At 70.9% G+C, this 20,526-nt stretch carries 15 protein-coding genes; 11 read left to right on the plus strand and 4 right to left on the minus strand.

Features of this window, described 5'->3' with window-relative positions; all coding sequences use genetic code 11:
• Positions 1–128 precede the first annotated feature (128 nt).
• Genes Acy02nite_RS17185 through Acy02nite_RS17195 form a run of 3 tightly spaced genes read left to right on the plus strand, consistent with a single transcriptional unit; the run spans position 129 to position 7,211 of the window.
• Entirely contained in the window at positions 129–2,543 is a 2,415-nt protein-coding gene (locus tag Acy02nite_RS17185) for a beta-L-arabinofuranosidase domain-containing protein (RefSeq protein ID WP_203741750.1), read from the plus strand.
• Between the two features lie 10 nt (positions 2,544–2,553).
• Positions 2,554–3,951 (plus strand): family 43 glycosylhydrolase, encoded by a 1,398-nt coding sequence (locus tag Acy02nite_RS17190; RefSeq protein ID WP_203741752.1) that lies wholly within the window; start codon positions 2,554–2,556, stop codon positions 3,949–3,951.
• Positions 3,948–7,211 (plus strand): discoidin domain-containing protein, encoded by a 3,264-nt coding sequence (locus tag Acy02nite_RS17195; RefSeq protein ID WP_203741754.1) that lies wholly within the window; start codon positions 3,948–3,950, stop codon positions 7,209–7,211. Before Acy02nite_RS17190 ends, Acy02nite_RS17195 begins: the two co-directional genes overlap by 4 nt.
• Here the strand turns inward: Acy02nite_RS17195 and Acy02nite_RS17200 are convergent.
• Entirely contained in the window at positions 7,208–8,875 is a 1,668-nt protein-coding gene (locus tag Acy02nite_RS17200; protein ID WP_239174947.1) for a SulP family inorganic anion transporter, read from the minus strand. The genes Acy02nite_RS17195 and Acy02nite_RS17200 overlap by 4 nt on opposite strands.
• A 256-nt stretch (positions 8,876–9,131) precedes the next feature.
• On the opposite strand from Acy02nite_RS17200, the gene Acy02nite_RS17205 reads away from it, so the two are divergent.
• The 3 genes from Acy02nite_RS17205 to Acy02nite_RS47200 all read left to right on the plus strand — a co-directional run bounded on the left by Acy02nite_RS17205 (position 9,132) and on the right by Acy02nite_RS47200 (position 12,925).
• Positions 9,132–9,551 carry an SHOCT domain-containing protein gene (locus tag Acy02nite_RS17205; RefSeq protein ID WP_203741756.1) on the plus strand — a complete coding sequence of 140 codons (420 nt, stop codon included), beginning with the start codon at positions 9,132–9,134 and terminating at the stop codon, positions 9,549–9,551.
• A gap of 57 nt (positions 9,552–9,608) precedes the next feature.
• Entirely contained in the window at positions 9,609–10,571 is a 963-nt protein-coding gene (locus tag Acy02nite_RS17210) for a LacI family DNA-binding transcriptional regulator (protein ID WP_203741758.1), read from the plus strand.
• A 152-nt stretch (positions 10,572–10,723) separates the two neighbouring features.
• Complete coding sequence (locus tag Acy02nite_RS47200) at positions 10,724–12,925, plus strand: rhamnogalacturonan lyase (protein WP_203741760.1); 2,202 nt, start codon at positions 10,724–10,726, stop codon at positions 12,923–12,925.
• 222 nt (positions 12,926–13,147) lie between these two features.
• On the opposite strand, the gene Acy02nite_RS17220 is transcribed toward Acy02nite_RS47200, so the two are convergent.
• Both Acy02nite_RS17220 and Acy02nite_RS17225 read right to left on the minus strand, forming a co-directional pair.
• The gene (locus Acy02nite_RS17220; RefSeq protein WP_203741762.1) at positions 13,148–13,954 is read right to left on the minus strand and encodes an alpha/beta hydrolase; all 807 of its coding nucleotides are present in this window, start codon (positions 13,952–13,954) and stop codon (positions 13,148–13,150) included.
• Positions 13,955–13,965: 11 nt separating this feature from the next.
• Positions 13,966–14,733 (minus strand): 3-hydroxybutyrate dehydrogenase, encoded by a 768-nt coding sequence (locus Acy02nite_RS17225; protein WP_203741764.1) that lies wholly within the window; start codon positions 14,731–14,733, stop codon positions 13,966–13,968.
• A 153-nt stretch (positions 14,734–14,886) separates the two neighbouring features.
• On the opposite strand from Acy02nite_RS17225, the gene Acy02nite_RS17230 reads away from it, so the two are divergent.
• Genes Acy02nite_RS17230 through Acy02nite_RS17250 form a run of 5 tightly spaced genes read left to right on the plus strand, consistent with a single transcriptional unit; the run spans position 14,887 to position 19,384 of the window.
• Positions 14,887–16,053 (plus strand): substrate-binding domain-containing protein, encoded by a 1,167-nt coding sequence (locus Acy02nite_RS17230; protein WP_203741766.1) that lies wholly within the window; start codon positions 14,887–14,889, stop codon positions 16,051–16,053.
• 1 nt (position 16,054) lies between these two features.
• Complete coding sequence (locus Acy02nite_RS17235; protein WP_203741768.1) at positions 16,055–16,801, plus strand: ABC transporter ATP-binding protein; 747 nt, start codon at positions 16,055–16,057, stop codon at positions 16,799–16,801.
• Positions 16,798–17,496 carry an ABC transporter ATP-binding protein gene (locus Acy02nite_RS17240; protein ID WP_203741770.1) on the plus strand — a complete coding sequence of 233 codons (699 nt, stop codon included), beginning with the start codon at positions 16,798–16,800 and terminating at the stop codon, positions 17,494–17,496. Before Acy02nite_RS17235 ends, Acy02nite_RS17240 begins: the two co-directional genes overlap by 4 nt.
• Positions 17,497–17,498: 2 nt before the next feature.
• On the plus strand, positions 17,499–18,365 hold the full coding sequence (locus Acy02nite_RS17245) for a branched-chain amino acid ABC transporter permease (protein ID WP_203741772.1): 867 nt from the start codon (positions 17,499–17,501) through the stop codon (positions 18,363–18,365).
• Positions 18,362–19,384 (plus strand): branched-chain amino acid ABC transporter permease, encoded by a 1,023-nt coding sequence (locus Acy02nite_RS17250; protein WP_203741774.1) that lies wholly within the window; start codon positions 18,362–18,364, stop codon positions 19,382–19,384. Before Acy02nite_RS17245 ends, Acy02nite_RS17250 begins: the two co-directional genes overlap by 4 nt.
• A gap of 191 nt (positions 19,385–19,575) precedes the next feature.
• Here the strand turns inward: Acy02nite_RS17250 and Acy02nite_RS17255 are convergent, their stop codons facing one another.
• Positions 19,576–20,085, minus strand: coding sequence for an endonuclease/exonuclease/phosphatase family protein (locus tag Acy02nite_RS17255; RefSeq protein ID WP_203741776.1), 510 nt, complete (start codon positions 20,083–20,085; stop codon positions 19,576–19,578).
• Between the last annotated feature and the right edge of the window lie 441 nt (positions 20,086–20,526).

Raw genomic sequence — 20,526 nt, forward strand, 5'->3', positions numbered from 1 at the left:
CCACCCGCACCCCACCGCCCCCGGTGACCGGCTCCGCAGCACCCGCGCGCGGGATGGAGTCCATCCACATTGATCGACGTCTGTCGATGCATGACCGTTTCGTCCCGCTCCGACGGAAGGGATCCCCCATGCACCAACCCACCCTCTCCCGGCGCACCGTCCTGCTCGCCGGTGCCGCCGGCGCGGCCGGGGCGCTGCTGCCCGGCCCCGCCCTCGCCCGCCCGGACACCGGCGTCTCGGCGTACGCGTTCCCGCTCACCGCCGTCCGTCTCGGCGCCGGCCCGTTCGCCGACAACGCCGGTCGCACGCAGGCCTACCTGCGCTTCATCGACGCGGATCGGCTGCTGCACATGTTCCGCGTCACCGCGGGGCTGTCCTCGTCGGCCGCCCCGTGCGGCGGCTGGGAGTCGCCGTCCACGGAACTGCGTGGGCATTCGACCGGGCACATGCTGTCCGCGCTGGCGCAGGCGTATGCCGGCACGGGCGACACCGCGTTCAAGACCAAGGGCGACTACCTGGTCGCTCAGCTCGCGCTCTGCCAGAAGGCGAACGGCTTCCTGTCCGCGTACCCGGAAAGCTTCTTCGATCGTCTCGAGAGCGGCCAGAGCGTCTGGGCGCCCTACTACACGCTGCACAAGATCGTGGCGGGGCTGCTCGACATGTACCAGCTCACCGGAAACGCGCAGGCGCGGACCATTCTGGAACGCAAGGCGGAGTGGATCCGATCGAGAAACAGCCGATTGACGTACGCCCAGCGCCAGCAGGTCCTGCGCACCGAGTTCGGTGGCCTCGGGGAAACGCTGTTCAACCTCTACCAGGTCACCGAGAACGCGGCGCACCTGACCACAGCGCAGTACTTCGACCACGCCCAGATCCTCGACCCGCTCGCCGCGAACACCGACGCGCTGGCCGGTTTCCACGCGAACACGCAGATTCCGAAGGCGATCGCGGCGATCCGTGGATTCCACGCCACCGGCACGACCCGCTATCGCGACATCGCGGTCAACTTCTGGAACTTCGTGGTGCGCCGGCACTCGTACGCGATCGGGGGCAATTCCAACGGCGAGTACTTCCAGGCGCCGAACCGGATCGCGAGCGAACTGTCGGACACCACCTGTGAGTGCTGCAACTCCTACAACATGCTCAAGCTGACCCGGCAGTTGTTCTTCACCGATCCGGGCCGGGCCGCGGAATGGATGGACTTCTACGAGAAGGCGCTCTACAACCACCTGCTCGGCGCGCAGAACCCGTCGTCGGCGCACGGTTTCCACTGCTACTACGTGCCGCTGCGGGCCGGCGGCATCAAGAGCTACAGCAACGACTACGACAACTTCACGTGCTGCCACGGCACGGGCATGGAGACGAACACCAAGTTCGGCGACAGCATCTACTTCCACAACGGCACCACGCTCTACGTGAACCTGTTCATCGCCTCGACGCTGACCTGGCCGGGGCGCGACATCACGATCACGCAGGCCACCACCTATCCGGAGACGTCCACGTCACGGCTGACCGTGACCGGCTCCGGGCAGATCGACCTGCGGATCCGCATCCCGTCCTGGACCTCCGGCGCGCAGGTGCGGGTCAACGGCACCCTCACCGGCAGCCCCGTGCCCGGCAGTTACCTGACGATCAACCGCATGTGGGCGAGCGGCGACACCGTCGACCTCAGCCTGCCGATGGCGCTCACGACCGAGGCGGCGCCGGACAACAGCGCGGTGCGCTCGGTCAGGCACGGGCCGATCGTGCTGGCCGGGCAGTTCGGCACCCAGAACCTGACCGCGCTGCCCACGCTCGACCCCGCGTCGTTGCGGGCCACCGGCGTGCCGCTGGAGTACACGGCCGGGTCGGTGCTGCTGCGGCCGTTCTACAAGACGCACGGGCAGCGATACTCGGTCTACTGGACCGTCACCGGCGCTCCGGCCACCACCGTCCACTATCCGTTCGACGAGACGTCGGGCGGCGCGGTGCTCGACGCCGGTGGCGGCGGCCGCCATGGCACCCTCGCCGGCGGCGCGACCCGGACGACCGGGCGCACCGGCGGCGCGGTGCTGCTGAACGGCTCGGACGCGTACGTCGATCTGCCGTCCGGGATTCTGACCGGCGCGACCGCGTTCACCATCGCTTTCTGGGTACGCCTCGACGCCGTCACCACCTGGTCGCGCGTCTTCGATCTCGGCACCGGGACCGGCGCGTACCTGTTCCTGACGCCCCGCAGCAGCGCCGGCACCGCGCGGTACGCGATCACCAGCGGCGGAGCCGGGGCTGAGCAGCAGATCAACGCCCCGGCCGCGCTGCCGGCCGGCGCCTGGACGCACGTGGCCGTCACGCACACCGGCACCCTCGGCGTGCTCTACGTGAACGGCGCCGAAGCGGCTCGCAACAGCGCGCTCACTGTCGCGCCCGGCGCTCTCGGAGCCACCACGCAGAACTGGATCGGCCGTTCGCAGTATGCGGGCGACCCCTATCTGGCCGCGGCCCTGGACGACTTCCGCGTCTACAGCCGGGCCCTTTCCGCCTCCGAGATTTCCCAGCTTCAGTAGAGGAGCTCGTATGTCCAGCAGAAGATGGACGGCCGCCGTCTGCGGCGTGATCATGGCGGTCGCCGCGGCCGCCGTTCCCGCGCGGGCCGCCAATCCGGTGATCACCAGCATCTATACCGCCGATCCGGCGCCCCTGGTCGTCGGCGGCACGATGTACGTCTACGCCGGGCGCGACGAGGCGCCGGCCGGAACGAACAATTTCGTCATGCACGAATGGCACGTGCTCTCCTCGACCGACGCGAACTCGTGGACGGACAACGGCGCGAAGGCGAGCATCGCGACGTTTCCGTGGGCGGGCGCGGACGCGTGGGCCGGCGAGGTCGAGCCCCGCAACGGCAAGTACTACTGGTACACCTCGGTGAACGGGAACGGCGCCGGCTGGATGGACATCGGCGTCGCGGTCGGCAACAGCCCGCTCGGGCCGTTCACCGACGCCAAGGGCGGGCCGCTGATCAGCGACAGCACGCCGAACTCGTCGGGGCTCAACATCGACCCGACGGTGTTCGTGGACGACGACGGGCAGGCCTACCTGTACTGGGGCGGCTACTGGGGGCCGCGCGCGGTCAAGCTCGCCGCCGACATGGTGACCACGGTCGGCTCCGTGGTGACGCCGTCGGGCCTCACCGATTACTGGGAGGCGCCGTGGATGTTCAAGAGAAACGGCACCTATTACCTGATGTACGCGGCCAATGACACCAACGGCTGCGTCACGAACTCGAATTACGCCTGCCAGCGCTATGCGACAGCGTCGAATCCGCTCGGCCCGTGGACCCAGCGCGGCATCGTGCTCGGCCAGGTGTCGTCGACGACCAGTCATGCGGGAGCGGTCGAGTTCAACGGGCAGTGGTACCTCGTCTATCACACGGCCGACGCGCCGGGCGGTGGCAACTTCCGCCGTTCCGTGGCGGTGGACAAGATGTCCTTCAACAACGACGGCACGATCCAGCGGGTGATCCCCACAACCGGATCCTCCAGCGGGACGAACCTCGCCGGCTCGGCAACGGCTTCCACCTCCTATGTGTCGTCCTGGGAGTCGCTGGCAGCGGTCAACAACGGCGGGACACCGGCGAATTCACAGGACAGAACCCATTCGGCGTACGGCAACTGGCCGCAACAGGGCACGCAGTGGATCGAGTACCAGTGGCCGGCCGCCAAGTCGATCGACAAGACGTCCGTCTACTGGTTCGACGACGACCAGGGCATCGACCTGCCCGCCTCCTGCCAGGTGCAGTACTGGAACGGCAGCGCCTATGTCGCCGTACCCGGGCAATCGTCCTGTGGGGTTGCCGGAAACACCGAGAACGTCGTCACGTTCCCCACGGTCAGCACCACGCGGTTGCGACTCTCGATCACCTCCCGGGCCGGTTACTCCACCGGCGTCCTCGAGTGGAAGGCGTTCCAAGCATGAAACGCGCGTTCGCCATGACCCTCCTGCTGGTGGCCGGGACCCTGGGGCTGCCGGCGCCGGCCCGGGCGGCCCAGCCGATCGGCTTCCCGGCGTTCTCCGGGAGCGCCGTCCCGCAGCCCCCGGTCGCCTACAGCACCGGCGACACGATGAAGGCGATCTACGACGCCGAGTCGGGAGGCACCGACTTCTGGATGGATCGGCTGCTCGCCCGTAACGGCAGTGACCCGGCCGGCAACTTCCTGATGACGCGCGGGCGGGCGGCGTTCATGTACACCTACGACCCGGCCGTGATCGGCTTCGGCGGCCACGCGGCCTACTGGGATAACCTGAGCAGCCAGAACGCGTACGCGATCACCGCCTCCCCGGGCACGTTCACCGAGCAGGCCGCGCAACGCAGGCAGACCCCGTCGTATGCGCGCACGGTGCACACCAGCGGCTCGATCCGGCTGGAGGCGACCCGGTTCATCACCGACAACAACGTCATGGTCACCAACCTGGCGGTGGTGAACACCGGCGCCGCCCCGGCCACCGTCACACTGAACGCGACCTCGCCCTACGCGACCACGGTCAGCGGCACCGAGCTGACCGGCACCCGCGCCGTGAAGAACAACCTGACCACGATCTACCCGCGGTTCTCCGGGGACGGGTTCACCGCGGTGGGCGGCGCGCTGACCCGCTCGGTGACCGTGGCGGCCGGCGCGACGGTGACCACGAAGACGCAGCTCGGCATGGTGGCGAACGAGATCCCGGCGTCGCTGGCCGACTACACCGCGTACCGCGGGCGGAGCCCGGCCGACGCGTTCGCGACGCACGTCCGGGCGTACAACAAGTGGTGGGCCGAGAACGTCCCCTACATCGACGTGCCCGATCCGGCGATCAAGAAGAACATCTACTACCGCTGGTGGCTGATGCGCTTCAACCACCTGGACGCCGACATCCCCGGGCAGGACTTCCAGTTCCCGCAGTCGGTGGAGGGCGCGACCGGGTACAACAACGCGATCGCGCTGACCCAGCCGATGCACATCGACGACCTGAAGTATCTGCGCAACGCCGAGTACTCCTACGGGCCGTACCTCGCGGTCGGGCAGTACTCGGCGAACGGCCGGTTCATGGACAACCCCGGTGACCCGGAGAACTGGTCCAACTCGTACACGCAGTACATCGCCGAGGCGGCGTGGCGGGCGTATCAGATCCACGGCGGCCAGCCGGCCATGCTGACCAACTTCGCCCGGTACGCCGAGGGCGACGCCAAGGGTCAGCTGGCGACCTACGACACGAACAACAACGGGGTGATCGAGTACGACTGGGGCGCGATGACCGGCAACGACGCCGACGCGGTCTCGTTCCACTGGAAGGCCGGCAACCTGGATCGGGCCGAGACGGCGTACGTCTGGTCGGCCGCGAACGCCGCCCGGGACGCGTACGCGCTGGCCGGGAACACCGCGAAGGCGACCGAGATGCAGACGCTCGCCGACCGGATCAAGAACGGCGTGGTCGGCACCCTCTGGAACCCGGCTGACCAGTTGCTGGAGCACAAGCACGTCGCGACCGGCACGTTCGTGCCCTGGAAGGAGATCAACAACTACTATCCGTACGCCGTGGGCCTGATGCCGAACACGGCCGAGTACCGCCAGGCCCTGCGGCTGTTCGCCGACCCGGCCGAGTACCCGGTCTTCCCGTTCTACACCGCGAACCAGAAGGACAAGGCGGCGGCCGCCGCGGCGGGGAACCCGGGCAGCAACAACTTCTCGACGATCAACTCGACGGTGCAGTTCCGGCTCTACTCGTCGGTGCTGCGCAACTACCCGAACCAGTGGATGAGCGCCGACGACTACAAGAAACTGCTCTACTGGAACAGCTGGGCGCAGTACGTCGGCGGCAACACCGACTGGCCGGACGCCAACGAGTTCTGGGCCGACTGGAACGGCAACGCGATCACGTACCGCTCCTGGATCCACCACAACATCCTGGGCAGCAGCAACTGGACGATCATCGAGGACGTGGCGGGGTTGCGGCCGCGCAACGACGCGCAGATCGAACTGTCCCCCATCAACATAGGTTGGCCGAACTTCGCGGTGAACAACCTGCGCTACCGCAACGCGGACCTCTCGATCGTCTGGGACGACCCGGCCGACGGGGTGGTCAAGTACGCCGGGGTCCCGCAGGGGTACTCGATCTTCCTGAACGGGACCCGGGTCGCCACTGTCGACCAGCTCACCCGGTTCGTCTACAACCCGGCGACCGGGGCGGTCACCTTCCCGTCCGGGACCGGGACCGTCGCGTACACCACGGCCTTCCCGTCGTTGCAGGCGCCGCAGAACGTGGTGCAGAGCAGCGCGCGGATGGTGGACGTCTTCGCCAAGGCCGGCGTCGACCTGACCTCGGCCGCGCCGAACCTGGCGTCCGGCGCGACGACCTCGGCCTCCTACACCACCTCGGGCACCAGCACGGCCGCCGCTGTCGACGGGCTGCCGACGAACTCGCCGTTGTGGGGCAGTTACGGCAGCCCGAACGCCACCGACTGGTACGAGATCAACCTCGGCTCGGCCAGGACGGTCGACGAGGCGCGGATCTACTTCCGCAACGACCGGGCCGCCAACCGATATCGGCCGCCGGCGTCGTACACCGTGCAGTATTGGAACGGCTCCGCCTTCGTCGCGGCGTCGTCGCAGGTGAAGACGCCGACCACGCCGCAGTCCAACTACAACAAGGTCAGCTTCGCCGGGGTGAGCACCAGCCGGCTGCGAATCCAGGTCACCCAGCCGACCGGCAGCGCCAAGACCGGGCTGACCGAGGTCAAGCTGTACCAGCGCGGCACGGTCGTGGATCCGCCGGCCCAGAATCTCGCGCCGGCCGCCACCCCCAGCGCCTCCTACACCTCGTCGTGGGAGTCGGTGAACGCCCTCAACGACGGCATCGACCCGCCGTCCTCCAACGACACGATCAACCCACGATGGGGTACGTGGCCGAACACCGGCCAGCAGTGGGCCGAGCTCACGTGGTCCTCGGCGCGGACGCTGCGCTCGGCCCAGGTCTACTTCTTCGACGACGGCGAGGGCATCGACCTGCCCGCGTCGTGGAAACTCCAGTACTGGACCGGCACGGCGTACGCCGACGTTCCGTCCGCGAGCGGATACCCGACCGCCGCGAACCAGTACAACGTGGTCACCTTCCCGCAACTGAGCACCACCCGGTTGCGGGTCGCCCTGACCAGCGGCACCGCCTCGGTCGGCCTGCTGGAGGTGAAGGCCTTCGGCTAGCCGGGTGGCGGGCCCACCCTGGTGGGCCCGCCACCGCGCAGGGCGGAGGCCGCGTCCTCGACCGTGGGGAAGAAGTGCGCCGGGTCGATCGAGCGGGTCAGCTTGTACCTGTCGATCTTCTGCCGCACCGGGGTCTTCAGCTCGGCGAACACCAGCGAGATCCCGGCCGCGTTCAACTCGGCGTCCAGATCCTCCAGCATGTCCGCGGCCGTGGTGTCGACGTCGGTGATCGGCTCGGCGGCCACCACGATGAACCGCGGCTTCGGCTCGGCCCGGGCCAGCGCGCGGACCTCCTCCCGGAACGTCCGGGCGTTCGCGAAGATCAGCGGCGCGTCGAACCGGAAGATCACTATTCCGGGGATCTGCTCGGCCTCCGGATACGAGGTCATGTCGTGGTAGCCGTTGACGCCCGCCGGCCGGCCCAGCACCGTCCAGTACGGCCACCAGGTGCGGCGGAACACGTTGAGCACCGAAAACCCGACCGCGACCGCGATGCCGGGCAGCACCCCGAGCAGGGCGACCCCCAGGAACGCGGCCACCGCCAGGCTGAACTCCACCCGGCGCTGCCGCCACAGCCGGCGCGCCCCGGCCGCGTCCGCCAGCGACAGCGAGGCCGCGATCACCACCGCGGCCAGGATCGGCTGGGGCAGGTTGCGCAGCAGGCCGGGCGCCAGCACCAGCATCAGCGCGATCAGCGCCGCGCCGGCCACCCCGGTCAGCTGACTGCGCGCACCGGCCTGCGCCGCCACCGCGGTCCGTGACCCGCTCGTGCTGACGGGGAAGCCCTGGAAGAACGCGACCGCCAGATTGGCCGAGCCGATGCCGAGCATCTCCCGGTTGCCGCGCACCTCCTGCCCGGACCGGGCGGCGAACGTCGACGCGGTGGAGATGGTGTCGGTCACCGAGACCAGGGTGATGCCGAGCGCGCCGGCGGCCAGCAGGCCCAGGTCGTCCCAGCCGGCCGAGGGCAGGGTGAACGGCGGCAGGCCCCGTGGCAGCGTGCCGACCACCTGCACGCCGCGATCGGCCAGATCGAACACCGACACCGCGAGGATCGAGGCGACCACCACCACCAGGATGCCCGGGATCTTCGGCGCGTACCGGCGCAGCAGCAGGATCAGCAGCAGCCCGGCAGCCCCGATCGCGAGGGCGGCGGGCACCGTCTCGCCGTCCGCCACCCCGCGCACGAAACCGGCGGTCTCGGCGAACAGTCCGTCGGCGTCCACCGAGAAGCCGAACAGCTTCGGCAACTGGCCGATCAGGATGGTCAGCGCCAGACCGTTGATGTAACCGAGCTGGGTCGGACGCGACAGCAGATCGGCCACGAAACCCAGCTTGGCCACCGAGGCCACGGTCAGCAGCACGCCGGTCATCAGGGCCAGCATCGAGGCGAGCGCGACCGCCCGGCCCGGATCGTCGCCGGCGACGACCATCGGCAGGATCACCGCGGCGATCATCGGTCCCAGCGACGAGTCGGGGCCCAGGACCAGGACCTTCGAAGGACCGACGACCGCGTACGCCAGCAGGCACAGGATCGACGTGTAGAGGCCGGTGATCGCGGGCAGCCCGGCGAGTTCCGCGTACGCCATGCCCTGTGGCACCAGCAGGGTGGTCAGCACCGTGCCGGCGATCAGGTCCCGTCCGTAGCCGCTTGGCAATCGCACCAGACCAGTCAGCCATCACCGGCCGCGCGCTTCCTCATTCCGCGCGGATGGCTTGCACGACGGACGGCTCATCCGCGCCGGGCGGCTCATCCGCGCCGGACGATGCGCCGGGGCACCCGCGACCCGAAGTCTGTACGGCATGGCCGGGCACGAAGCGCACAGCGGCGGCCGGTCCGTCGCCACAACGGAGTGAGCGCCGGGCCCGTCACCGCTGAGCGCGACGCAGCGGCCCACCCACCCCCGAAGGAGTGCCACGGTGTTCGACGACAACGGATCGTTCCTCCTGGCGACGATCGAGTTCTTCATCTTCTGTGCCTGGTTCATGTGCCTGTTCTGGATCTTCGGCGACCTGTTCCGCAGCCGGGACCTCGGCGGGTTCGGCAAGACGATCTGGTCCCTGTTCCTCATCTTCCTGCCGATCATCGGGTCGCTGGCCTACCTGCTCGCCCGCGGCCACGGCATGTCGACCCGGGCGATGGAAGCCCAGGCCGCGGCCAGGGCCCGACAGGACGAATACATCCGGACGGTCGCCGCCTCCGACACCGGCCGGGGCAGCGCCGCCGAGCAGATCACCTCGGCCAAGGCGCTGCTCGACTCCGGCGCCATCGACACTGTGGAGTTCGAGCAGATCAAGGCCGAGGCGCTCGGGACCCGGCCGACGACGGCCCGGTCCTGACGACTGCGGTCCCTTCGATCCGGTAAAGCCGATCCCATCGTCGGTTATCGTTCGGTGATGGAAGATCGGCGTGTCAAGCTGGCCGACGTGGCGCGGGTGGCCGGGGTGTCCCGGGCCTCCGCGTCGCGGGCCCTCAACGGTGGTTACGGCGTCTCGGCAGAAGTGCGCCGGCGCGTGCGCGAGGTCGCCGACCGGCTCGGTTTCGAGCCGCACGGGGCGGCCCGCGCGCTCGCGACCGGCCGGGCCAGCGCCGGCTCGCGGGAACGCATCGAGATCGTCATCGTCGACCCGGATCCGCAGGCGCTCAGCGCCAAGCCCTTCTACGGCCGGGTGCTCACCGGCGCGGCCCAGGCGCTCGCCGGGCACGACGTCGCGCTGGAGTTGAAGCTGGTCCCGGCCCCGCCGTCCGTCGACGGCGATCCGCCCTTCGGCCGCATCCTGATCAACATGCCGCCACTGCCCGCCGCGGCGTATGCCCGGCACGGCCGCAACATCGCCCTCGGGGCGTCCGCACCCGGCGTGCCGTTCGTCGCCCCGGACAACCGCGGCGGCGGTCACCAGGCCGCCGCTCACCTGGTGACGACCGGTCGGCGGCGGGTCGGCGCGGTGTTCGGCCCGGACACCCCGTGCGCCCGCGAACGCCAGGACGGCTTCCTCCGGATGATGGCCGGCGCCGGCCTGACAGTGGTCTCCGCACACGGCGACTTCACCCGCGCCACCGCGTACGCCGCCGCGAAACAGCTGCTGGCCCGCGAGCCCCGCCTCGACGCGATCTTCGCGGCCTGCGACGTCTCCGCGATGGGCGTCCTGCAGGCACTGCGCGAGGCCGGCCGCCGCGTCCCCGACGACGTCGCCGTGGTCGGCTTCGACGGCAGCGCCCTGGCCGACGCGGCCGACCTGTCCTCGATCTTCATGCCGGCCGAGGAGGAGGCCGCCTCCGCGGTCCAGCACCTGCTCGACCCGGCCCTGCCGCCGCCCGCCCGCCTGCCGACCGCCCTGACGGTCCGCGGCTCCAGCTGAAACGGATCGGAGCGGCGCGGCGCCGGCACTGTCGCCGTCGCGTCGAGCGGGGTGGTATCGGCTTGATCTGAAAGGATTCACCCAGCTGTTGACCGGAGCCTCGGCCGGGTAGAGGATCTGCGGGAATGCGCTTTCCCGTCGAGGAGGGTCCGATGAGACGAGCCCTGCTGATCTCCGTCGTCATGCTGCTGCTGGGCGTCGGAACACCAGCGGACGCCGCCGGGACGAGACGGCTGGAGCGCCTCGACCGGGGCCTGGTCGCCGCGGCCACGAGTGAGGGCGTCCTCGTGAGCTGGCGGCTGCTCGGGCCGGAGGCCACCGGGCACTCCGCCACCGGGCTGACCAGCGCACCCTTCCACGTCTACCGCGACGGCCGGCGCATCGCCACGGTCACCGACAGCACCAACTACCTCGACCCGGGCGGCACCGTCACGTCGGCGTACCAGGTGGCCCCGGCCGGCGGCGCGCGGAGCAGACCGGTCACGCCGTGGGCCGGGAACCACTACGACCTGCCCCTGTGCAAGCCCGCCGACGGGGTGACCCCGGCCGGGGCGGCCTACACCTATACGGCCAACGACATGAGCGTGGGCGACGTGGACGGTGACGGGCAGTACGAGTACATCGTCAAGTGGGACCCGTCGAACTCCAAGGACGTCTCCCAGGTCGGCTACACCGGCAAGGTGTACGTCGACGCGTACGAGCTGGACGGCACCCTGCTGTGGCGCATCGACCTGGGCGTGAACATCCGGGCGGGCGCCCACTACACCCAGTTCCTGGTCTACGACTTCGACGGTGACGGCCGCTCCGAGCTCATGATGAAGACCGCGCCCGGCACCCGGGACGGCCGCGGGCGCCCGATCACCACGCCCGGGCACCCGGTCACCGAAGATCGCCGGCTCAGCGCGGCCGGCTATCACGAGCACCTGGTCACCATGTTCCAGGGCTGGACCGAGCATCCCGAGGTGCGGGCCGGGCACTGGCCGGCGACGCTGGAGCAGGCGTTCGGCATCGAGCCGCGGTATTCGTACCCGCTGAGTCGCGCCGACGCGTCAGCGCTCGTCGACTACTTCATGGACGTCTACGCGCCGGCCCGCAGCACCCGGAACGTGCTGCGCGCCTTCGAGGGCTTCATCCTCGACGGCCCGGAGTATCTGACCGTTTTCGACGGCGCCTCGGGGCGGCAGCTGGAGACGATCCCCTACCAGCCCGCCCGCACCGACGACGGGCTGATGTGGGGCGACTACGCGATGCCGCGGATCGAGCCGGGCAACCGCGTCGACCGGTTCCTGGCCGGCGTCGCCTACCTCGACGGACGGCACCCGTCGGCGGTCTTCGCCCGCGGCTACTACAGCCGGACGACCCTGATCGCCTACCGCTGGAACGGCCGCCACCTGGTCAAGGACTGGTTCGTGGACAGTGGCTGGACGCCGATGACCAACCCGTTCAACGACACGCCGCACGGGCGCGACGGCACCTCGCCGGAGTTCGGCACGCTGACCACGCAGGGCTTCCACTCGCTCAGCGCCGCCGATGTCGACGGCGACGGGCGGCAGGAGATCGTCTACGGCAGCGCCACCATCGACGACGACGGGTCGCTGCTCTACTCCTCCTCCGGCACGCTGCCGGACGGGACCACGGCCCGCCTCGGGCACGGCGACGCCATGCATGTGACCGACATTGATCCGAGGCGGCCGGGTCTGGAGATCTTCACGGTGCACGAGGGGGCGACCGCCGCGCCGTACGGCATGGCGATGCGCGACGCCCGTACCGGCAAGGTGGTGTTCGGCACCTACTCCGGCGTCGACACCGGCCGCGGCATGATCGGCGACGTCCTGCCCGGGGAGCCCGGCCTGGAGGCGTGGGCGAGTCTGCCCGGCGGCTCGGGCGCGCTCGGCCTCTACACCGCCGACGGCCGCAAGGTCGCCGACACCCTGCCCGGCACCAACCAGAGCATCCGCTGGTCGGCCGACCTGACCACGCAGATCCTCAACGGCGCCGGCACGGTCACGCCGACCGTCGACGACTGGCGGCGCGGCACCCTGCTCACCGCGACGGGCACGCTGTCGAACAACGGCACGAAGGGCAACGCCTCCCTCATCGCCGACGTCCTCGGGGACTGGCGAGAAGAGCTCTTCCTGCGTACGGCGGACAGCAGCGCCGTGCGGATCTTCACGAGCACCGAGGTCACCGGGCACAAGCTCTACACGTTGATGCACGACCCGCAGTACCGGGTCGAGGTGGCCCGCCAGCAGACCACGTACAACCAGCCGTCCTACCCGAGCTTCTACCTGGCCTCCGACACCGACTGGTCCAAGGTCCCCCTCATGACACCGCACCCCGCGCCCCACCGCTGACCCCGCCCGCCGCCGGCCCCGCTCCCGTGCCGGGCCGCGGCGCGACTCACGCTTGCCAGCTGGCTCTCACCGTCGTTAACGCCGTCGACAACCACCGTGGTGACCAGCCAACAAGCCGCCGCCAATCCCGCCTCCGTGCCGGGCCGTGGCGCGACTCACGCCTCGCGAGGGGGTGAGCCTGGCCGTCGTCGCCGCGTTGCTGCTGGTCGGGCCGATCCGCAATCAGACGAGCGCGACGATCCGGTCGGCGACGCGGGCGGCGCCGGAGCCGAGCAGGATCGTGTAGTGGTTGACGTCCGGGACCAGCTCGGCGTCGACGCCGTCGAGCTGGTCGGCGCGGTAGAGGCCGGCCGGCTCGTCGGTCATCCCGCGGGGCGCCCAGAGCAGCGGGTACGGCGCGGGGAGCGGGTTGCGGAGCATGTCGGTGGCGTCGGCACGGACGGCGTCCGGGTTGCACCTCGACCGGCTCCCGGTGAAGTCGCGCAGGGCGTAGGCCTCTATCTCCGGCGTCCAGTAGCGGTCGAGCGCCGGATTCGCACGGAAGTAGGCGACGTAGTCCCCGGCGGACGGGAACGTCATCGCCAACCGGCGGACCGCGGGCCCGACCATCGCGTCCAGAACAGCGTCGACGTCGACGTCGGCCGGCATCCCGAACGACACCCCGCCGTCGACCATCAGCACCGGGCCGACCCGGTCCGGGTGATGAAAGGCGGTCGCGGCGACGACGAAAGCGCCCATGGAGTGCCCGGCCAGGGGCACCTTGTCCACGCCGAAGTGATCAGCGATCGCCACGAGGTCGCCGGCGTGCGAGGACATCCCGAAGGGGCCGGGCAGGGCGGAACTGAACGCCCGTCCCCGCAGATCCGGCGCGACCAGGTGCACCCGACCGGCGAGAGCGTGCGCCACCGCGGCCCAGGACAGCGCGTTCGCCGTGATCCCGTGCGCGGCGACGACCAGCGGCCCGTCCCCGGGCCAGCTCAGCACCCGCAGCGTTCCCCCGGCGACCGGGACGTCGATCTCCTGCGCCATCGGATCTCCCATCAGTGCGCGGTCCAGCCGCCGTCGATCATGATCGAGGAGCCGGTGATGAACGAGGCCGGGGGGCTGCACAGGTACGCGACGAGCTCGGCGACCTGCTCCGGCTCGATCAGCTTCTTGATCGCCGCCCGGTCCAGCATGATCTTCTCGACGACCTCGGACTCGGGGATCCCGTTCGCGAGGGCCTGATCGGCGATCTGCTTGTCGACCAGCGGGGTCCGCACGAAGGCCGGGTTCACGCAGTTCGAGGTGACGCCGTGCGGCGCGCCTTCGAGGGCGGTCACCTTGGAGAGGCCTTCGAGGCCGTGCTTGGCGGTCACGTACGCGGCCTTGAACGGCGACGCGACCAGCCCGTGCACCGAGGAGATGTTGACGATCCGGCCCCAGCCGCGGTCGTACATGTGGGGAAGCACCAGTTTGACGAGCCGGAACGGCGCCTCCACCATCACGCGCTGGATCAGCGTGAACTTGTCCGGCGGGAAGTCCGGCAGCGGCGCCACGACCTGCAGGCCGGCGTTGTTGACCAGGACGTCCACCTGTGCCGGCAGCGCGTCGACGGCGTCGAGGTCGGACAGGTCGGCGCCGATGGCCCGCCCGCCGATCGCCGTGGCCGCCTCCTTCGCCGTCCGCTCGTCGAGGTCCACCGCGATCACGTCGGCGCCCGCCGCGGCCAGCCGTTCGGCGCAGGACCGCCCGATGCCGCTGCCCGCGCCGGTGACCAGCGCGGTCCGTCCTGTCAGGTCGAGGTCGACCACCCGTGCCGTCGTCATGCCGGTGACCGTACGGATCGACGCCCGCACCGGGGTATGTGGCCGCGCCACACAAGAGGACGTCAACCCCTGTGAACGTCGTGGATGGCCTGCGTCACATCGACGCCCGTAGCTTGTGGCCACACGAAACAGTTCCTTGACGGAAGGCGTGCGATGCAGTCTTTGTCGACCTCCCGGCGCGCGTTGCTCGGCGCCGTGCTGACCGCCGCCGCGCTCGGTGCGGGCGGATGCGGCAGCCCGAAACAGGCAGCCGGTGACGACTCGTCGATCAAGGTCGGCGTGGTCTACTCGCAGTCCGGGCCGCTCGCCGGCTACGGCGCGCAGTACGCGGAGGGCTTCAAGGCCGGGCTCGCGTACGCGACGGACAACACGAACAAGATCGGCGACCGGACGATCGACGTCAGCTGGGCCGACGACGCCGGCGACCCGGTGAAGGCGGTCTCCGCGGCGAAGGACCTGATCGGCAAGGGCTACCGGGTGCTCGCCGGGTCGACCAGCTCGGGCGTGGCGCTGCAGGTGGCGCCGCTCGCCGCCGAGAACAAGGTGCTCTTCGTCTCCGGGCCGGCCGCGACCGACGCGATCACCGGGGCGAACAGGTACACGTTCCGGTCGGGGCGGCAGTCGTACCAGGACGTCCTGACCGCGAAGTCGTTCCTGGGCGACGGTGCGCAGGTCGTCGTCTTCGCGCCCGACTCGGCGTTCGGGAAGTCCAACGTCGACGCCGTCAAGAACGCCCTGCACAAGGACGTCACGAGCATCGCGGTGCCGGCCGGCGCGACCGATTTCACCCCGTTCGCCAGCCAGATCAAGGCTGCCCGGCCCGACCTGGTCTTCGTCGCCTGGGCCGGCACGACCGCCGGCGCGATGTGGCAGGCGCTCGACCAGCAGGGGGTGCTCGCGAGCACCAAGGTGGTCACCGGCCTGGACATCCAGGCGAGCTGGGCCGGTTTCGGGCCGGGCGCGGACAAGCTGAACTTGCTCGCGCACTACTTCGACGGGGCCGTGGACAACCCGGCGTACCAGGCGCTCAAGGCTGCCGTGCCGGGCGGCCGGACCGACCTGTTCCACCCGGACGGGTTCGCCGCCGCGCAGATGATCGTGCACGCGCTCACCACCAGCCCGGACGACGTGGACAAGATGGTCACCTCGCTGGAGGGCTACGGCTTCGACTCGGTCAAGGGCAGGCTGACCGTCCGCGCCGACGACCACGCGCTGCTCCAGCCGATGTTCCAGGCGAGGCTCAGCGGCGGGAAGGCCACGCTGACCGGCACGATCACCCCGGACGCCGCCGCGCCGCCGGCCGCCGCCATGAAGGGCTGAGATGGCGGCCCTCACCGTCGAGCGGGTGTCCTGGACGATCGGCGCCGTGCCGATCGTCCACGACGTCACCCTGCACCTCGAACCGGACGAGTTCGTCGCCCTGATCGGGCCGAACGGCGCCGGCAAGACCTCACTGTTCAACCTGGTCAGCGGCCTGCGCCGGCCCAACTCAGGGCGGATCCTGCTCGGTGGCGACGACATCACCGCGCAGGCGCCGCACCGGCGGGCCCGGCACGGCCTGGGCCGCACCTTCCAGACCTCGGCCGTCTTCGGCTCGCTGACCGTCGCCGGGAACGTCGCGCTCGCCGTGCAGGCCCGCCGGGGCGGCGCGATGCGTGCCTGGCGTCGCCGCTCCGACCGCGACCTCACCCTGCGGGTCGCGGAGATTCTTGCCGAGGTACGTCTCGAGCACCGCGCCGGGCGCACGGCCGGCTCCCTGGCGCACGGCGAGAAGCGCAAGCTCGAGATCGCGCTGCTGCTCGCCGGTGAGCCGCGGGTCCTGCTGCTCGACGAGCCGATGGCCGGGGTGAGCACGGAGGACGTGCCCGCGCTCGTCGAGGTGATCCGCGGGCTGACGGCGGGCACCGGGCGCAGCGTCCTCATGGTGGAGCACCACATGGAGGTGGTGCTCGACCTCGCCGACCGGGTGGCCGTCCTGCACCACGGCGCGTTGCTGGCCTGCGACACCCCGGCTGCGGTGATGGCCGACGCGTTCGTCCAGGAGGCGTACCTCGGGGAGGGCTTGTGAATCCGATCCTGCGGGTCGCCGGGCTCTCGGTGCGACTCGGCGGCTCCCACATCCTGCAGGGCGTCACCTTCGACGTGGCGCCGGCCGGGGTCACCGCGCTGCTCGGGCGCAACGGCGCCGGCAAGACGACCACGCTGCGGGCGATCCTCGGGGAGGTGCCGGCGCGGGGAACGGTGGAGTACGACGGGCGGGCGGTGCTCGGGCGGGCGACCCATCGGCTGGTGCGGGACGGTCTCGCGTACGTACCGGAGGATCGGTGTGTTTTCGCGGGTCTGACCGTGGCGGAGAACCTGCGACTCGCCGAGCGGGTTCCGGACCCGGACTACGCCCTGGTCCACGAGCTGTTCCCGGAGCTGAAGGCGCGGGCCGCCCAGCGCGCGGGCACGCTGTCCGGCGGGCAGCAGCAGATGGTCGCGATCGCCAGGGTGCTGCTGAACCCGAACCGGCTGCTGCTCGTCGACGAACCCACGAAAGGCCTGGCCCCGGCCGTGGTCAGCGCCGTGGCCACGGTGCTCGGGCGGGTCGCCGCCCGGGTGCCCGTGCTGCTCGTCGAGCAGAACCTGGCGGTCGTCCGCAAGCTCGCCGACGACGCCGTGGTGATCGAAGCCGGACGCGTCGCGTGGCGCGGCCCCGCGGACGAGCTGCTCGGCGACAACGAGACGACGCGATCCCTGCTCGGCGTCGGGAGGCACTGACGATGTCCACCGTGATTCTGCTGACGCTGACCGGGCTCGGCCTGGCAGCGCTGTACTTCCTGATCGCTTCCGGACTGTCGCTCGTCTTCGGGCTGGCCGGGGTCCTGAACTTCGCGCACGGGCTGTTCCTGTCGGCCGGCGCCTACGCGACCTGGTGGGCCGCGCCGCACGTCGGCCTGCCCCTGGCCGTCGTGCTCGGCATCGTCGCCGCCGCCGCGACCGGCGCGCTCGTCGAGCTGGTGCTGATCCGGCCGCTCTACGCCCGGCACACCGAGCAGGTGCTGGTCACCGTGGGCCTGTCGCTGGCCGGGGTGGCCCTGCTGCAGTCCGTGTGGGGCGCCGACGCGCGGGTCTTCCTCCGGCCCGCGTGGGCGTCGCAGGTGACCGGGATCCTCGGCGCGAACGTGCCCGACGACCGGTTCCTGCTGATCGGTGCGGCCGTCCTCGTCCTGGTCGCGCTGCTGGCGTTCCTGCGCTGGACCCGGTACGGCCTGATCATCCGGGCCGGCGTGGAGAACCGGGCCATGGTCCGCGCGCTCGGCATCGACGTGCGGAACGCGTTCACGCTGGTCTTCGCGATCGGCGGGGCCCTCGCGGGGCTCGCCGGGATCCTCGGCGGCATGTACTTCACGTCGATCTCCCCCGGCCAGGGCGCGTCGCTGCTGATCTTCGCGTTCATCGTGGTAGTCATCGGCGGCCTCGGCTCGATCACCGGCTCGGCGGTCGCCGCGGCCGGGGTCGGGCTGCTCCAGCAGTTCGTGAACTACTACGGCACGGCCGGGGCCGGGGACGTCAGCGTGGTGGTGCTGCTCGCCGCGGTGCTGCTGCTGCGCCCGGCCGGCGTCGCCGGAAAGGCGGTCACCGCGTGAAACGCTTCGTCCCGCCGGCCCTGCTGCTGCTCGCCGCGGTGGCGCCGTTCTCCACGCTCGCCGTGCCGGGGCTGTTCGAGGGGCCGCTGAACTCCCCCGGCACGCTGCAACTGCTCGCCGTCTGCCTGGTCTTCGGCGCGCTGGCACTCGGCTACGACCTGCTCTTCGGGCGGGCCGGTCTGCTCTCGTTCGGGCACGCGCTCTACATCGCGGCCGGGGCCTACGGCGTGGACATCCTGGTCAGCCACTACGGCTGGTCGCTGTGGGCCGCGGCCCCGGTGGCCGTGCTCGGCGCGGCGACGCTCGCGGCCCTGCTCGGATCGGTCGCGCTGCGCACCTCCGGGATCGCGTTCTCGATGGTCACGCTCGCCTTCGCGCAGGTCGGGTTCATCCTGGTCAACCGCGACCCGGGCGGCCTGACCGGCGGGGAGGAGGGGCTGCCGATGGTCACCGCCGGGCTGCCGTCCGCGCTGGTCGGGGTCACCAACACGGTCAACCTGTACTGGCTGGCGCTGGCCGTGCTCGTGGTGATCGTCCTGGTCGTGCACACCATCGACCGGGCGCCGCTGGGCCGCACCCTCATCGGGCTGCGCGACGACGAGCGACGGATCGCGGTGGTGGGCCTGTCGCCGTACCGCGTGAAGCTCCTGGCCTTCGTCGTCGCCGGCGCCCTGGCAGCACTCGGCGGCGTCGTCCACGCCCTGGTCGTCGGCGGCGCGTCACCGCACGTCGCCTCCTCCGACCTCACCCTCGCCCTGATCGTGATGGCCGTCCTCGGCGGCGCCGGCACCCGATGGGGCGCCCTGGCCGGCGGCCTCCTCTACGCCTACCTGGACCAGCGCCTCGCCCGGCTCGGCGGCGACCTGCCCGGCCCGCTCAGCGAACCCCTGTTCCTCCTCGGCACGCTGTTCATCCTGGCGGTCTACTTCGTCCCGGGCGGTCTCGCCGGCCTGCGCACCCGCTGGGAGCCCCTCCGACGAGCCGTCCGCCGCCGCCAGGTCGCCGACTCACCCACCTGATCCCGCGCAGCGACCGCGAACGACGGCTGCGGCTGGTAGCGCTCGATCCGCAACCCGGCCCCGAGAACCGTGACCGCCAGCCGCAGGCACCCGGCTGGCACTCACGGCTCGACCCAGCCCGGAAACCAGCCGTGAGTGCCAGCCGGGGCCCGGCCCGTCTCGCCGCCCGGGCCGGGCAGCTGCCGGAGGGGTTACACGTCGAGGAGCAGGGCGCGGTGATCGGAGACCTCCGGCTCGGTCAGGATCTCGAAGTGCTCGACCGCCGCGACGTCCGAGACCAGCAGGTAGCTGGCGTGCCGCACCGGCTTGGCATAGTGCGAGGTGCGTGTGTCGGCGGCCCCGACCAGGTCGGTGAAGCCCGCCTCGGCGAGCATGCCGAACGTCTCGCTCGACGGCAGCAGGTTGAGGTCGCCGCAGACCACCACGAGGTCGCGCGGCCCGCGGATCCGGTGCAGCAGCTCGACGAGCCGTGCCGCCTGCTGCCGGCGGGCCGGGGTGTCGCCCTTGCCGGCCGGGTCGCGCAACCCGTGCAGTTGCACGACCCAGACCGGGCGTCGCGCGGAGCGGTCGACGGTGCGCACGGCGAGCGCGACGCGGGGACGGTCGCCGGCGGCCCACTCGTCGTGGTCGGTGAACTCCCCGTGCACGAACGCGGAGTCGACCCCGGTGACCGGCACGTGCTCGCCGACCAGAGTCGCCACGCCGAAGTCCTGCCGGTGGCGGGCGCCGGCGCCCGTCCTGGACCGGGCCGGAGTCACTGGCCACGAAGATCGCCTGGTGGCGGGGCAGCGCGGCCCGGACGTCGTCGAACAGGGCGGCGCGCTGGGGCAGGCTCCGATGCGCGTCCTCGAAACGCGTCCACCCGTGCAGGCCCGGTGTCCGGGTCACCTCCTGCAGGCAGACGACGTCCGCTTTACTTTCCGGCAGCCACGTCACCAGTTGGTCGAACAGGGCGCCGCCCCAGGCGTTGACACTCGCGATCCGCACGGAGCCGACCCTAGAAGGTCTGCTCGGCGACGGGTCCGCAGGGGACGGCTTACCTTCCACCGCCGGGGTGCTCCGTTACGTCGTACCGCTGCATGATCTTTGAGGAACTTCGGGCCAGGGTCCGCGGCGATGTGCAGAACCGCCGGCCGGCTCCG

Source organism: Actinoplanes cyaneus (assembly GCF_016862095.1).
In the GTDB taxonomy this organism is placed as follows: Bacteria; Actinomycetota; Actinomycetes; order Mycobacteriales; family Micromonosporaceae; genus Actinoplanes; species Actinoplanes cyaneus.

Excerpts from the sequence above, each read along its gene's own strand:
- Acy02nite_RS17195 (WP_203741754.1), top strand. The coding sequence starts at position 3,948 with ATGAAACGCGCGTTCGCCATGACCCTCCTGCTGGTGGCCGGGACCCTG.
- Acy02nite_RS17245 (WP_203741772.1), top strand. The coding sequence starts at position 17,499 with ATGTCCACCGTGATTCTGCTGACGCTGACCGGGCTCGGCCTGGCAGCG.
- Acy02nite_RS17235 (WP_203741768.1), top strand. The coding sequence starts at position 16,055 with ATGGCGGCCCTCACCGTCGAGCGGGTGTCCTGGACGATCGGCGCCGTG.
- Acy02nite_RS17230 (WP_203741766.1), top strand. The coding sequence starts at position 14,887 with ATGCAGTCTTTGTCGACCTCCCGGCGCGCGTTGCTCGGCGCCGTGCTG.
- Acy02nite_RS47200 (WP_203741760.1), top strand. The coding sequence starts at position 10,724 with ATGAGACGAGCCCTGCTGATCTCCGTCGTCATGCTGCTGCTGGGCGTC.
- Acy02nite_RS17190 (WP_203741752.1), top strand. The coding sequence starts at position 2,554 with ATGTCCAGCAGAAGATGGACGGCCGCCGTCTGCGGCGTGATCATGGCG.
- Acy02nite_RS17220 (WP_203741762.1), bottom strand. The coding sequence starts at position 13,954 with ATGGCGCAGGAGATCGACGTCCCGGTCGCCGGGGGAACGCTGCGGGTG.
- Acy02nite_RS17210 (WP_203741758.1), top strand. The coding sequence starts at position 9,609 with ATGGAAGATCGGCGTGTCAAGCTGGCCGACGTGGCGCGGGTGGCCGGG.
- Acy02nite_RS17225 (WP_203741764.1), bottom strand. The coding sequence starts at position 14,733 with ATGACGACGGCACGGGTGGTCGACCTCGACCTGACAGGACGGACCGCG.
- Acy02nite_RS17185 (WP_203741750.1), top strand. The coding sequence starts at position 129 with ATGCACCAACCCACCCTCTCCCGGCGCACCGTCCTGCTCGCCGGTGCC.